The following is a 14323-nucleotide window of genomic DNA, read 5'->3' on the forward strand; positions in this document are numbered from 1 at the left end:
CCAATTTGCCAATTTGACTTAATACTTGCTCAATTTGAAGGAGTAAATCTGACGCTAACAGCGTTAAAAATTTCTCATTTAGAACAACTAAATAGCAAAATTTTTGCCTCGTTATCGACAAGATTTTCTCGCCTCAAAATAGACCACTTAATTAAGCGAATTGGTATAATGTAAGCTTTGCCAAAAGATCAGAGCGTAGTACTCAACGTAATGGGTATCAAAAAGCTGAGTAGTAGGCTCAGCTTTTGGGTTTAATTGATGTTTTGCTCTAAGAACACCGACTTTTCTATTTGTTCAAAGATACCCTGATAATAATTAGGGTCGACTATCATTTGCGACTCGACGATTTCACCATCGCTATTTAGGCGTTTAGCCACCGCATTAATCCTAAGTCGACTACCGCTTTTTATTGGGGCAACATTGGCAGAGACATCAACAGTAAGTATATCATCCATGTTGTTGTCACCAAATATCCAGTTTAAGCCGAGGGTGAAATAGGTTGCCAGTGCTTTGGTGACCGCTTCGGTGGTATTGGTTTGGGTGGTGGAGTAATTTGCTATTAGCACACCTGAAGATGAGTCTGACGCACTGATAGTAAACTCTCTATCCAGCAGTGCGTTGACAAGTGCACGGTAAACCAAAATAGACTCTGCATCGCTATATTCTTTGGTTTGTAAGCTACGCACTTCCATCGTTGACATTTGTGGTGCGGAACTTTTACATCCACTCAGCACAAGCAGTGTTGTCGCAAGTACGACACCTTTAACGGTTGCTGTTACTAGGGCGTTCATTGATTATTGCTCCTAGAACGAACTGGTATGATACGCTACTTTTTCGACTGTATCTCTCTTATCAAACTTGATGACAACCGTGAGCGTCTTAGTACTAACCTTACTTTTGTCATAGCCCGTTGACACTATGCCACCACCATTCCCTGAGAAGTAGCCCAATGTTCCCGAGTTCGTTTGAAACACTTGCTCTTTGGTAAATTTGTCATAGATCCACACTTCTTTGCCATCAGGATCGGTCTTGACAATATTAGGGCTGCCTAATGCAATAGCGACGTCACTGGCCGGAAGGCCATTTTTGATTTCTTTTTGAACCACACCAACAGTCAGGTTTTTATCAGCGGGTGTGTCGTTATGTGGAGTTGAATTACAGCCTGAGAGCGCCAGTACTGCACTAACAGAGCAGATGAGTAAGCGGTGCATTTTATTACTTTCCTTCGTTAATGTATCAGGGACTAACTTAGCTCAAAAAATTAGCAACTGCAATCACAAACTACAGACTTTGGCGACGCGCACTACATGCTTGTCCCAGCGCTGTTGAATATTGTCCCATTATTGGGAGAGTAAACGAAAAGGAGACTGTTAAATTGACTATATATCAATAGGTTACTTTTGGCATGGTGTTCGCTTTATGAAATCAAAAAACAGTGCGATAACACTATGGACATTAAAATCAGCCGCAATAAATCCTCTCGTCAGTCACCCATTTGGCGGTGGCTAGGTATAACGCTTAGTGTGTTTGTGGCACTGAGTTTTCTGCTATCTCAAGAGCATAATCAGCTTGATGCGAATACGATTACCTTTGCACCAATTCAAAAAAGCTCGATACAGTATAGCGTTTCTGGGTATGGAAAATTACGTTCGAAACTTAGCCGAGAAATCACCACAACATTTTCCGCTCAAGTAAGCACGGTCGAGTATCTTGCAGGCACAAAAGTGGAGCCAGATACCGTTATTATGCGCTTGATTAATCCTGAGCTGACGCAAAGATTGCAGCGTGAACGGTTAACACTTGCTAGGCAACGCGCCAGTGTTGACGCATTGAAGCTCAGTCAGCAAAGTGAATTACTTACCTTGCAAGGGCAAATAGCACTGCTACATAGTGAGTGTGAGAGTGCCAAACTCCGAGAGCAAGCTGAGCGACTGTTAGTGAAACAAGGCATTGTTTCAGAACTTGATCATAAGCGCTCCGTCCTGACTCTTGAACAGCTAAAAACCCGCGTTTTACTCAGTGAGCAACAACTTACACAAATGCAAGCACTACATATTAGAAGTATTGAGATTGAGCAGGAGTTGCTAAAAGAATATGAGCTGAGCCATGACATAGCAAAACAAGCTGTGGAACAACTGAACGTCAAAGCTGGGATCGCAGGGATGTTGCAAGCTGTTAATGTGAGTCAAGGGCAAGCAATTACACCGGGGCAAACTCTTGCGGTGGTGGGCAGTGAACGTCTGCTGGTGGCAGACTTGTTAGTACCTGAACGAGAGGCCAGTGAGGTAGTGATAGGGCAGCCGGCGATGATCAATACCTTTGTCGGTAAAGTTGCTGCAACGGTGAGTCGTGTTGTGCCGGTTGTTCAAGACGGTCGTATCGCCATTGAGCTGGCGTTAACGGGGGCACTGCCAAGTAACGCGCGTCCGGCACTGACCATCGAGGGTAAAATCTTTACTGCAAGGATACAGGACGCGCTCTCAATCCCGCAATTACCGTGGCTGTCTCCACAATCCAATAGCGACTTATTTGTTTTAGATAAACAAGAAAATGTACTCATCAAAAAAAGTTTCAAATTTGGTAAACTAGCCGGCRATGCCATTGAAATACTTGAAGGCGGCTCAGCCGGTGAGCAAGTGGTGATGTCAGATATGTCAGCTCATCAACACTTAAAAAAAATAACAATTACATCACTCAATCGGTAAAGGAAAAGCAAATGGATAATACCATTTTGGCATTGCACCAAGTAAGCAAGGTTTACTACGGTCAGGATGTAGAAACCCATGCGATTAGTAACATCAGTCTAAACATCAAAGCAGGTGATTATCTCGCAATTACAGGGCCATCGGGTTCGGGTAAGTCGACGTTACTCAGTGTTTTAGGGCTACTAGAGGAGATCACCTCAGGCAGCTATTGCATTCAAGGTGTTGAAACCCGTTCACTCGATGCAGATACTCAGGCAGAACTGAGGAATTTACATATTGGATTCGTATTTCAATCATTTAATCTACTCGATGGGTTAACCGTATTTGACAATGTTGCGTTACCGCTACACTACCGAGAGCCAATTCTCACAGCTCAAGAAATCGAACAGCGCGTGATACGAGCGTTAACGCAAGTAGAGATGTCCCACCGAGCCAATCACAAACCGAGTCAATTATCAGGAGGTCAGCAACAGCGGGTAGCTATTGCCAGAGCGCTTGCGGGCGAGCCAAGTATTTTGCTGGTGGATGAACCCACAGGTAACTTAGATTCTAAGAATGGTGATGCGGTGATGGCTTTGCTGAACAGCCTCAATGAACAAGGTGTTACCATTTGTATGGTTACTCATGACACCCGCTATGCAGGCTACGCAAAACAGCAAATTCAACTGCTGGATGGAGTATTGGTGTCAAAAAGCAAAGTGTCTCACTCAGCTCATTTATCGGAGGTTATGTGATGACTTTGATGCAGCTCCAACGGCAAACCACACTGGCCATCAAAAGCTTACTTCAAGTGCCTAGTTTCTGTATTACATTAGTGTTGACCTTGGCGCTGACACTAAGCTGTTTTTTTGTTGCGCTGAGCCTGTTTAGCGGCTTTTTTATTAAACCTCTTGATATAGAGAGTGAGTCACGCTTTGTGGTCATTGAGCAAAACAATATCTATCAAGATCGGGTATTTGAAGGCATGCAAAGTGTTCAAAACATGCTTAATTGGCGACAAACCGAGGCGCTTTATCAAAAGCGTGCTTTGATCAGTAGTTTTTCGGATGTCGTCGAAAACCTACCAGGCTCACCTAAACTGACGCTGAGTTTTGTAAGTGATGACTACTTCACTATGATGAAAATGCCACTTGTGCTGGGTCGATACTTGACTACGACTGAAGATATTAATCAGAAAAACCCTGAAGTGATTATTTCCTATCCATTGTGGCAAAAGTATTTCAATGGCGAAGCTCGCGTGCTGGGCGCGAGCTTACGGATCGTTGATAAGCTATATACCGTGGTCGGTGTGGCTGCTCAGACCTATTCAGACCCTTATTTTTTAAACCAAGGTAAGGGAGAGTTATGGTTAAGCTTCTCAGAGAATGAGCGATTTTTTGGTACCAAGCGTGGTGAATATCATCCATGGACAAGTAGGCAGGAAAATCTCAAGTTATTGGCGATACTTACCGAGCAAGGCACACACAGCACTTTAGCGCAGCAGCTTTATCAAAACAGTCTCAGGCATCGAGGAGAATGGCAATCAGCAGAGCAAGAATTACAGGATATTAAACCTATCATACGTCTATACCGGGATGTAGAAGTCGCAGGCCATGATACCTTGGCTATTGTTGTGCTACTCAGTGTGATGTGTTTGGTGCTCATTGCCATTTTTAATGTAAGTAACTTATTCATCTCTCGCGCTCACACACTTCAACAACAGCTTGTGCTGCAGGCAATGCTTGGTGCAAAGCGTGGTGTTTTGTTTCGTGGCATTTTCCTCGAAGCGTTATTGCTAGTTGCAAGTGCCGTGGTGGTTGGGCTATTTTTTGCGGCGTGGCAACTGCGGCTAGTACAATCCCTGACTCACAGTTACTTACCGCTTATTGATACACTCTCTCTGGACTCTACTGTGTTGCTTAGCGCAGTTTTGATAGTGCTGTTGTTGGCGTTATTGTTTGCTTTTGTAACGTCGCGTATGGTTAATTTTAATCAACTCAGTCAAAGCATACGTACTTCGGGCAAAGGGAGTGTGAAAGCGCTCAGCATGAAGATGACCAAAATACTGGTCGCGGTTCAGCTATTTTTCACCACAGTGCTGGTGCTTGGTGCAACGCTGGTGCTGAGCAAAAGTGCGGATACACTGTTGCGACCCCTTGGAACTCAGGTAGATAATATATACAGTGTGATGCTACATATACCAAATGACTCGACGCCATTTCCCAAGCGCTACACACACATTGAAGACTTTAAACAGGCACTCAGAAAAATACCCGGTGTGGTGGGGGTAGCACATGGTGAAAGCCCATTACAAAACGACTTAGCGGTGGTTGCGATGCGGGATCTGGCTGGTGAATGGATGCCAAGTATGATCCGAGCAAATGTAGGTCCAGATTATTTTGCATTAACAGGGCTTTCGCTGATTGCTGGGCGCACATTTAGTGAAGCGGCGATTAGGGGGGACAAAGAAGAAGTCATTGTATCAGAAGCAGCCGCACATGCTCTAAAGCCGGGGGGCAATGTTCTCGGAGATACATTCTTTATATTTAACCCCGATGTCCCAGCTGAAGTGGTCGGGATCTCACAAAATTTCAACCATCCAAAACGTTATACCGAGCTTCAAGGCAAGACGGCTTGGTTGCCTGCGCTACCTTTTGGTTACCCATTTATTATTGAAATGGAACCTGATGTAACACTGACGCGTGCTCAAGTTCAATCGGCTATTCAATCCGTAGCAGGTCAGGCTGGTATATGGCGGTTTTTAGACCTAACACAAACATATCATAAGCTTACATATTTAGAACGTCTCACTTTGTTGTTAAGCTTTGGGCTATGTGGCTTTAGCTTATTGTTATGCGGTGTAGGTATATACGGCGTGCTCAGCTATAGCTTTGAGCAACGACGATATGAGTTTGGTATGCACATGGCGCTGGGTGCAAAAAAACATCGTTTATATCGCTTGTTAATATCAGACACGCTGATACCCGTTTGTGCGGCAATTTTTGTCGCTGTGACAGTCGTAGTTGGGCTGTACTTGAGCGCGCCATCATCTGAGTGGCTTTTAGTCAAGCCAAGCTGGTTTTTGGTAGTGCTGATGACACTACTTACTTTTGCACTTTTCTGTGCAGTATATCCGATGAGACAACTCATCAATTCCGCTCCAATGAGCGCAATAAGGCAATAAAAGTGTGGGTAAGAACCTAATACCAATTTGAAGGAGTGAATCTGACGCTAACAGTGTTAAAAATTTCTTATTTAGAACAACTAAATAACAAAATTTTTGCCTTGCCTACAGGACGTAGGTACCTCGGCGTGAGCAGGACGCGGAAGCGGTGTTATCGACAAGATTTTCTCACCTCAAAATAGACCACTTAATTAAGAGAATTGGTATAAACAAACAAGAAGTAGGAAACGATGACAGCTGTTTTAATCATTGAAGATAATCCTGATGTGCGTATGTCTGCAACTATTTTGCTGCAAAGCCACGGTTATCAGAGTATCGAAGCTTCACACCCCGACGAGGCAAAAGTCATACTTGCAGAGCAACCTGTAGCACTGATTTTACTGGATATGAACTTCAATAAAGACACTACCTCGGGAAAAGAAGGGCTGCAATTTTTGATGTGGCTTCGGCAAGTGTCGATAGAGGTGCCTTTGATAGTCATCACGGCTTGGGCCAAAGTCGAATTGGCGGTACAAGCAATGCAGCTAGGTGCGTGTGATCTAATCGAAAAACCATGGCAAAACCAGCGCTTGTTAAAAACCGTTAAACGCCACATTGAAACAAGGCAAACAACTACTGAGCCACCCACAAATAACACGCAAAATAAAATGCCCAGTCGTTTACTACAACAAGCATTAAGGGTTGCAAAAACCGATGCAAATGTATTGATATTGGGAGAAAATGGTAGTGGTAAGAGCCAGTTAGCAAGGTACATCCATAACAATAGTCTACGTAGTGAGCAGCCTTTTGTTAGTGTTAATATGGCCGCAATTCCCACAGAGCTATTTGAAAGTGAGTTGTTTGGTCATCGCCAAGGGGCGTTTACTGATGCGAAAGCGAATCGCACAGGGCGCTTTGAAATGGCTCAAAATGGGACTTTATTCTTGGATGAAATTGGCAGTTTGCCGGTAGCACAACAGGCAAAACTGCTCAGAGTGCTGGAAAGCGGAGAGTATGAAGTGCTCGGCGACTCAAAGACCAGTAACAGTAACGCGAGGATAATTTCGGCTACTAATGTTGATCTAAGCGACGCGGTGAAAACTGGACTATTTCGCCAAGATTTACTCTATCGTTTAAATACGGTTATCTTAACCGTCCCTGCACTTAGAGCGCGAGCCGATGAGCTACCCAGCTTAGCGGCTCATTTTTTAGCGCTACATACCAAGCGCCATGGCAATGACACAGGTGGTGAACGCAGCTTAAGTAATGCAGCAATTGCAAAAATGAAAGCATACTCGTGGCCTGGCAACATTCGAGAATTATCCCATGTGATTGAGCGTGCTGTGATTTTAGGGGCGCACTCTGTGATAGGGGCACAAGATCTTGAGTTAGATGAAGATTTTCACGAGCAAGATATGCCGTTGCTAAGCCTTGAAGAGGCTGAAAAGCGGATGATAGAAAATGCTATTCGTCACTTTGAGGGAAATGTGGTTGCCGCTGGTGAGTTTTTGGGGCTGAGTAAATCTGCAATTTATCGACGTGTAGAAAAACATGAAATCAAATTAAAGGGCAACCAAGGTGGCTAAGCTCACATCCGTTGAGCAAAAACTATGGCTTGGTTTTGCGGTTCCTTTAGTCACTGTTGCTGCGCTATTAATTGCGACCATTATTTATTTTGAGCTGACTTTATTGGGGGCAATAACCTTACTTTTAGCCTTACTAGTGCCTTCTTTACTGACACTTTGGTATAGCTACAACAAGGTGATGTCAGTACTTGATAACCTTGCTGTGCAGCTAGATAGCATCTCCAACGAGGAGCTAACTGTATGGCAATTATCTAGCTATCAAGGTGGTCGAGTCGCAGCGCTAAAAGCCGAAATTCAGTTAGTTGTTGAACGATTACAGCAAAAGCGGCAAGAATATGGTCAAAACGAGGCTTTTGTCTTTAATTTTATCAGTGAGTTATCACTGCCAGTACTTGTGCTTGATGGTCATCAACAGGTTTATTTTGCCAATCGTGCTATGGCGGACATATATCCAAATATGACCCTAGATGGAATACCAGCGTCAAAATTGGCATTAAATCAGGTCGATAGTCAGTGGCAGTTACAACAACACTCTTCACGATACAAGATAGCATCACACCCACTTTATCGCGGGCAGCGTGTCTATCAATTGCTGGTTTTTGTATCGGTGGAGCAAGCGCTAAGAGACAACGAGAAACAAGTCTGGCAAAAGTTACTTTCAGTGCTAAACCATGAGGTTCGTAACTCCCTTACTCCCGTGTCTTCCATGGCGCAATCATTACAACAAGACAGAGACGCAATTCCATTGGCAACGCAGCAAACAATGCTAGGGGTGATAGAGAGTCGTGCGGCACACTTACAGCAATTTGTTGCAAATTATGCGCAAATTGCTCAATTACCTGCGGTAGAAAAACAAACGATAGCGGTTGAAGTATTAGCTAACCGCTGGCAAGCGCTCTTTCCTGAAGTGCAAATAGACGTACTGAGTTCAGGTGTACTGTATTGTGATGAACCGCAGCTCACACAAGCCATGATTAATCTCGTGAATAACGCACTACAAGCAAATCAATTAGCTTCGAAGCAAGGTATTACACTCACCATTGAAAAACGGCAACAGTGGCAACTTTGCCTACAAGATAATGGCGGTGGCATTGATAATTTAGATAATCTTTTTGTCCCATTTTATTCCACTAAACCGAACGGTTCGGGCATTGGTTTAGTACTCAGTCGAGAAATCATTCGCAATCAACAAGGCGAGCTGTACTTGAGTAATTTAGCGGACAATCAAGGGGCTAAAGCGCTGATCACGCTCCCCTTGTGCTAATTGTACAGAGCGTCTGTTATATCAATTAGATTTAATACTAGCTCAATTTGAAGGCGTAAATCTGGCGCTAACCGCGTTAAAAATTTCTTATTTAGAATAACTAAATAGCAAAATTTTTGCCGAGTTATCGACAAGATTTTTTCGCCTCACAATAGGCCACCTAATTAAAATAATTGATATTACCAGATCTGGGTTTGGGGTGATTAAAGCTTTGCTGGCAACCAGTTATTGCCAATAAAGTTGCATCGCTATCCCCAAACCTCAGATTAAGTATTTCATTTATACAGCGCTTCGCGAGAGTAACATTATGGGTTACTGTTCACTTTTATAAACAGTCCCGCCATAGAGGTATCTGCGGAATGCGTCATCGGTGCATTTTCAATACCAACGGCGGTAATAGTACCTGTGTCATGTACCGATAAACTTTGAATACTCGCAGAGCGCTCGGTGTGGTATGTTTCGATCGATAGATCAGACAAGTTGTCTATGTCCAGTTGTCCGATAAACCCATTGGTGTGTTCAACCCAGCTATTTGTGTCTACTTGCACACCACCGATATGACCGTAAAGATAAAGTGTATTATCAGCTATTGCCAACCCTCTCAGCACATCTTCTTTGTCTATGTTATACCAATACCGCTGAGGTATTCGTTCACCATGATAAACCTGTATCAAACCAACATCCCATTCACTAGAATAGCGCGTATTATCGGCTTTGCTTCGCCGCGCTGATACACCGATAAACACGGTATCTTGATGTACTTTGATATCGTCAATTAAAGAAGAGTGATTGTCGCTGATAAACTGCTCATTCAGTAATTCGCCATTGAGGTTAAATGTTTTTACAATGGCGTGCATGTCACTTTGCGCAACACCTTGGGGCACAGCATGAACCGTCGAAAATTTATGGTTATATGCGGGGATTGCATCTGTGCTGATGTTTTGAGCGCTATAAAGGTAGCCATTATCAGAGACGGCAATTTCTATTGCTCCTGAAGCCCGAGTGCTATTCCCCCAATACCGAATATCGATAGGTTTTTGCCACATTAGTTGTAAATTGGCGTCATATTTTGCAATTTTTCGTCCGCCATTATTATAACTAACATATAAGTTTTCATCATGGCAGGTGAACTTAGCATTATTAAAGCGCCACCACGTGATACTGGTTTGAGTGTATTTTGTGTTGCTAAGAGGGTCATCTGTCGGGATGATAGTAAAAGGTTTGAGAAGCCAAGCGTTTTTGTCAGTGGGTATATCATATTTGACATCCATTGATAGTGCTTGCATTGGTGCGCTTTTTAGCTGTACGCCAGTTTCATCATAACGCTCTAGTTGCACACTGAATATATCGTCGCCTTCTTGTATAAATCGACCAAGAATGTATTCACCCGAATCGAATACACAAGCATCAACAAACCCCTCAGTTGATTGTTCGAACTGATAAGTTTGACCGTTAGGATCAGTGATGGCATAAAAACCTTCTTTATTTCCCGGCTCTTCAACACTTGACGTTTCTCCTAGCACTAATAGCTTGTCATTTTTTAAGTTAAAGACGCGCTCCAAAGCTGTGGTGTAACCCAAATCGCTGGAGTACAGGCTATTTTGTTGATCAAGTGCGCTGAGGTTGAGTTTATTTTCCAGAGGGTTAGGCGCAGGGTTGGGAGCAATATTTTTTGGGGGAGGCACAGTGTTTGAGTCTGAAGCGCTTCCACCGCAGCCTACCAGCAATGTGGTAGCGCAAACGAGTATAGTCAGTATTACACGCATAATAAAATCCTTTCAAAAGTAACACCATTTGCTTTACTCAGCACTCTATATTGAGGCAATGACATTACGTTTCCATCTAACAAAGTACCTATATGGGTGATGGGGGACTCCATCTGGTGATGTTAGAAAGAGGCTATTAACGCAATCTTAGTTATGTACTTCCTCAAACAGCTCAAGTGCTGAGTCAAAATAGTGAAACGGGTTAGCGAATCTGTAATTCATAATAAGTAGAGCAACCTTTTATACCAATTGGCCTTAATACTTGCTCAATCTGAAGGCGTAAATCTGACGTTTACTGTGTTAAAAATCTCTAATTTAAAACAACGACATAAGAAATTTTTGTCTTGCCTGCATGGACGTCGGTACTTTGGCGATAGCAGAACGCGGTAGCGGTGTTATCGACAAGATTTTCTCGCTTCAAAATAGACCACTTAATTAAGAAAATTGGTATCAATTAAGGTCAGAAAATATACTAACTTAGGTACAGGATGGAAGTGTAAAAGAGTGTAATTATGGCAGGTTAATTTGTTACGCTGATTGGGACATATAAGTCCTGCGTCTTAATCAAAGCTTGTATTGATACCAGGCTGATTTGTTGCATTACGACAAACAATCACGCAAACCAAATTTCAGATATTAAGTGCAAATCGAATAATTTTATTTAACTTCACAATTTACCCACAAACGTTGCGGATGATATAGGCTTACTGTTTAGGGGGAGCGAGCGTGGCAGAATTAGAACTTATTCGAGTTGATAAATACAGTGAACAGACAATGACACATCTGTTGGAGCAGAGCGATTATCCGCGTCAACTTGGCTTGTTTGAGTTATGCTGTGCAACGAACATGGCATATTTATTATATGTAGATGGCAAGTTGGTGGGCTTCATTGCGATATGTATTTCACGCCGCAGAGAGTTTGAGGTCTGTGCACTCTATATTATTCCCTCAGAACGCAGAAAAGGGTATGCCAGCCAGTTTATGGCGCATATCTGGTCTATTTATAAAGGGTGCTGGAAGGTCAAGCAAGAGGGCGATACACCCAGCTCTCGTGCATTTTGGCATGCTGTTTTGAATACCAAAGGCAAGTCTGCGAAGCAAAGTCAAAATACATTCGACTTCGCCGTTTAATACCACTCACCTTTTTCAAGCCAAAATGCGCGTCCAAAACCACCAACGTACCGTACTCGTGTAACGACCACTCGCCAAAGGTTAAAATCGCCGAGCATGGCATATTGCTGTGCCTTTTCATGGGTGGCAATAAACTGGTCAATTTGCGCGCGGCTTTCATCTCTCGATAATTTATGGGCATGGCCTAAAATAGTGACTCGAGCATTTTCAACGTCTGCGACATCACCATCGTCTAAAATCATAAAAGAAAGCTCAGAGTGTTTAATTAAATTCTTCGTGTGCTGTGCTATATCGCTTATAAAAAAATAAAAGTGGTTATCATCAAGAAAGATATATTGGGCGATAGAGGAAAAAGGAAACCCTTTTTGATTGCTTGATAGGGTAGATAAAAACGCGCTCTTATGTTTTTGACACAAGGCCTTAGCTTCTATGATAGCAGTTTTTCTCACTGTAATATGCTCATAAATAATCAGGTGGTTTTCCACTATGATCGCTAAAACTAAAAATAAAATCAAAAAGTAAGTAAGCAAAAGTAAGGTTTTATAGCTACCTTTTTAATAGTTGAGTTCATAAAATTTAGAGTATTTACTTGGTTTTTTATTCCGTTTGTAACATAGTTTGGTTACTCAAATTAGAGCAATGACATTATGCTAAGTAAACTAACAATAAAACAAAAAATTACTTTAGGCTTTAGTGCATTAGGCTTGCTGCTGCTAATTGCAGGTATCCTAGCCTACTTAGCGTTAGCGCAAATCAAATCAGCCAATCAAGATATGGGCGAGGTCACACTACCAATTCAGCGCAGTGCTGATGCTCTGCAGCTTGAACAACTTAAACTCAGTAAGCTTATTGCCCAAGCTTACACATTAGAAAGTGCAGCCGAGATAAGTGACGCAAAGCAGCGATTCGCTGCGGGAAACGCGTTGTATGTTGAGCGCCAACAGCATTTGACATCATTAACGGAATCCATGCCTACATTTGCAGAGCCGCTAAAACGTACACTTAACCTTGGTCGTAAACTAAGTCTTGCAGCAGAACAAATGCTACAGGCTAAAGCCGATGCTGTAGAAGCACAACAACGCATTCATGAGCAATATCAAGCGTTGAAAAAAGATAAAGAAACGGCCAGCAATGCGATGCTGGATCTTGAGTTACTAGAGACCAGCAATACGAGACAATTAGAGGAAATGATAGGTACCGGGGTTCGTATTGATGACATGCTCTTTACCCTTGAAAACAACAGTGAGAGGATAAGTGGGCTATCACTTCAACAGCTAACGCCTCATCAACAAGACATGCTGTTTTTACTGGATAATATTGACAATAACGTGGCATTTTTACAGCGCCAAGCTGTAGGAATGAATGCGGAGCCGCTACTGGCGCAGTTTGGTGAGGGAATGGCTAGACTGAGGGAAAAGCTAGAAGCGCCAGGTTACCTTTACAGCGCAGTAAAAGAGAAGCTAAATAAGCAACAGCAAGCCGCTACACTGTATAAACAATCTGAGCAGCATGGTTTTACCATTTTAGCTGAGCTTGAAAAAATGCAGCAAAATGCCAATGTAGCTTTTAATCATGCACAAAGCGAGATCAGTGTACTAATCGAGCGGGCACAAAATGTGACTATGATACTGGTTGTGGTGTTTATTGTGCTGGGGGCGTTTATTTCTGTATCAACCAGCCGTGCGATGTTAGGGCCTTTGGCTGCGGTAAATAAAATGTTGAGGCACTTAGCTGCAGGTGACTTTTCAAAAAAAATGAGCAAACGTAATGACGATGAGTTTGGACAGTTAATTGATAACATCAACCAAGTAAAAGACAACTTAAGGGAGTTGTTAGAGGCGATTAACAAGCAGGTACATGAGCTCGAAGCATTATCACAAGCTTCACTGCGGGAAAGTAAGCAAATAGCAGGGAATGCCACAGAGCAGATGCGACGTATGGACAATGCAAACCGGCTATCACAAAGTATTTCAGCCAGTGCCTTATCTGTGTCTGAGCGCTCTTCTGAGAGTCTTGCAAGCATTCACACTGCCAACCAACACAAAACCGAAGTGAGCAAAAATGCACAAGAAAATAAGCAGCATATCTTGTCTTTGAGTACACGTATGTCAGAGGCGGTCGAGAGTATGGCCAAGCTGACCTCACACAGTGAAAGTATTGGCAGCATTTTAGATACTATCGTCTCTATTGCTGAACAAACTAACCTACTGGCGTTAAATGCAGCTATTGAAGCTGCACGTGCTGGAGAGCAGGGGCGGGGCTTTGCAGTGGTTGCTGATGAAGTAAGAACACTTGCGTCTCGCACGCAAGAATCAACTAATGAAATCAATCAAAAAATTGTTGCACTGCGACAAGATACACATACTGCCGCCGAGGCGATTAACTCTGGCCAACGAGATGTTGAATTCAGTGTCCAACAAAGCGAAGCGCTTGCACTGGCAATGGATGAGATAGCCACCGCGATTGCACAAGTGACTACGCTAAGTGAAGAAGTAAATCAAGCTGCGGGACATCAAGCGACAGACTGTCAACAAATAGAGCAAGTGATGCTAGACGCACAGAGCACTGCAAGCGAGAACGCTCAAGCTATGCAAAGTTTAGCAAGGGGCAGTGAGTCTTTAAGTAGTTTCTCGCATCGCCTTGCTACACTAGTTGAGCGATTTAAATTGTAATGTCAGTGATGATGACAACGCCTGTTACGAAGTGCAGTGTCATCGTTACCGTATTCA

11 protein-coding genes are annotated in these 14323 nt (G+C 43.0%); 7 read left to right on the forward strand and 4 right to left on the reverse strand.

Features of this window, described 5'->3' with window-relative positions; genetic code table 11:
* Positions 1–251 precede the first annotated feature (251 nt).
* Both EAG18_RS21555 and EAG18_RS21560 read right to left on the reverse strand, forming a co-directional pair.
* Entirely contained in the window at positions 252–791 is a 540-nt protein-coding gene (locus tag EAG18_RS21555; protein ID WP_125254405.1) for a hypothetical protein, read from the reverse strand.
* A 12-nt stretch (positions 792–803) separates the two neighbouring features.
* The gene (locus EAG18_RS21560; RefSeq protein WP_125254406.1) at positions 804–1211 is read right to left on the reverse strand and encodes a hypothetical protein; all 408 of its coding nucleotides are present in this window, start codon (positions 1209–1211) and stop codon (positions 804–806) included.
* Between the two features lie 237 nt (positions 1212–1448).
* On the opposite strand from EAG18_RS21560, the gene EAG18_RS21565 reads away from it, so the two are divergent.
* The 5 genes from EAG18_RS21565 to EAG18_RS21585 all read left to right on the forward strand — a co-directional run bounded on the left by EAG18_RS21565 (position 1449) and on the right by EAG18_RS21585 (position 8697).
* The gene (locus EAG18_RS21565; protein ID WP_125254407.1) at positions 1449–2705 is read left to right on the forward strand and encodes a biotin/lipoyl-binding protein; all 1257 of its coding nucleotides are present in this window, start codon (positions 1449–1451) and stop codon (positions 2703–2705) included.
* Positions 2706–2716: 11 nt separating this feature from the next.
* Entirely contained in the window at positions 2717–3439 is a 723-nt protein-coding gene (locus tag EAG18_RS21570) for an ABC transporter ATP-binding protein (RefSeq protein ID WP_125254408.1), read from the forward strand.
* The gene (locus tag EAG18_RS21575) at positions 3439–5868 is read left to right on the forward strand and encodes an ABC transporter permease (protein ID WP_125254423.1); all 2430 of its coding nucleotides are present in this window, start codon (positions 3439–3441) and stop codon (positions 5866–5868) included. Before EAG18_RS21570 ends, EAG18_RS21575 begins: the two co-directional genes overlap by 1 nt.
* 230 nt (positions 5869–6098) lie before the next feature.
* Entirely contained in the window at positions 6099–7433 is a 1335-nt protein-coding gene (locus tag EAG18_RS21580; protein ID WP_125254409.1) for a sigma-54 dependent transcriptional regulator, read from the forward strand.
* Entirely contained in the window at positions 7426–8697 is a 1272-nt protein-coding gene (locus EAG18_RS21585) for a HAMP domain-containing sensor histidine kinase (RefSeq protein ID WP_125254410.1), read from the forward strand. The genes EAG18_RS21580 and EAG18_RS21585 overlap by 8 nt, the downstream gene beginning before the upstream one ends.
* A gap of 305 nt (positions 8698–9002) precedes the next feature.
* Here EAG18_RS21585 and EAG18_RS21590 read toward each other — a convergent pair whose 3' ends face one another.
* Positions 9003–10463, reverse strand: coding sequence for a hypothetical protein (locus EAG18_RS21590; protein ID WP_125254411.1), 1461 nt, complete (start codon positions 10461–10463; stop codon positions 9003–9005).
* Positions 10464–11189: 726 nt separating this feature from the next.
* Between EAG18_RS21590 and EAG18_RS21595 the strand changes: the two genes are divergently transcribed.
* The gene (locus tag EAG18_RS21595) at positions 11190–11594 is read left to right on the forward strand and encodes a GNAT family N-acetyltransferase (protein WP_275557365.1); all 405 of its coding nucleotides are present in this window, start codon (positions 11190–11192) and stop codon (positions 11592–11594) included.
* Here EAG18_RS21595 and EAG18_RS21600 read toward each other — a convergent pair.
* On the reverse strand, positions 11591–12043 hold the full coding sequence (locus EAG18_RS21600; RefSeq protein WP_125254412.1) for a pyridoxamine 5'-phosphate oxidase family protein: 453 nt from the start codon (positions 12041–12043) through the stop codon (positions 11591–11593). The two genes, EAG18_RS21595 and EAG18_RS21600, sit on opposite strands and share 4 nt — an antisense overlap.
* A 198-nt stretch (positions 12044–12241) precedes the next feature.
* On the opposite strand from EAG18_RS21600, the gene EAG18_RS21605 reads away from it, so the two are divergent.
* Positions 12242–14266: a methyl-accepting chemotaxis protein gene (locus tag EAG18_RS21605; protein WP_125254413.1), complete on the forward strand. Its 2025-nt coding sequence runs from the start codon at positions 12242–12244 to the stop codon at positions 14264–14266.
* The last annotated feature ends 57 nt before the right edge of the window (positions 14267–14323 follow it).

The sequence above is a fragment of the Pseudoalteromonas sp. J010 genome (genome assembly GCF_003934235.1).
In the GTDB taxonomy this organism is placed as follows: domain Bacteria; phylum Pseudomonadota; class Gammaproteobacteria; order Enterobacterales; family Alteromonadaceae; genus Pseudoalteromonas; species Pseudoalteromonas peptidolytica.

Excerpts from the sequence above, each read along its gene's own strand:
- EAG18_RS21555 (WP_125254405.1), bottom strand. The coding sequence starts at position 791 with ATGAACGCCCTAGTAACAGCAACCGTTAAAGGTGTCGTACTTGCGACA.
- EAG18_RS21560 (WP_125254406.1), bottom strand. The coding sequence starts at position 1,211 with ATGCACCGCTTACTCATCTGCTCTGTTAGTGCAGTACTGGCGCTCTCA.
- EAG18_RS21570 (WP_125254408.1), top strand. The coding sequence starts at position 2,717 with ATGGATAATACCATTTTGGCATTGCACCAAGTAAGCAAGGTTTACTAC.
- EAG18_RS21580 (WP_125254409.1), top strand. The coding sequence starts at position 6,099 with ATGACAGCTGTTTTAATCATTGAAGATAATCCTGATGTGCGTATGTCT.
- EAG18_RS21575 (WP_125254423.1), top strand. The coding sequence starts at position 3,439 with ATGACTTTGATGCAGCTCCAACGGCAAACCACACTGGCCATCAAAAGC.
- EAG18_RS21590 (WP_125254411.1), bottom strand. The coding sequence starts at position 10,463 with ATGCGTGTAATACTGACTATACTCGTTTGCGCTACCACATTGCTGGTA.
- EAG18_RS21605 (WP_125254413.1), top strand. The coding sequence starts at position 12,242 with ATGCTAAGTAAACTAACAATAAAACAAAAAATTACTTTAGGCTTTAGT.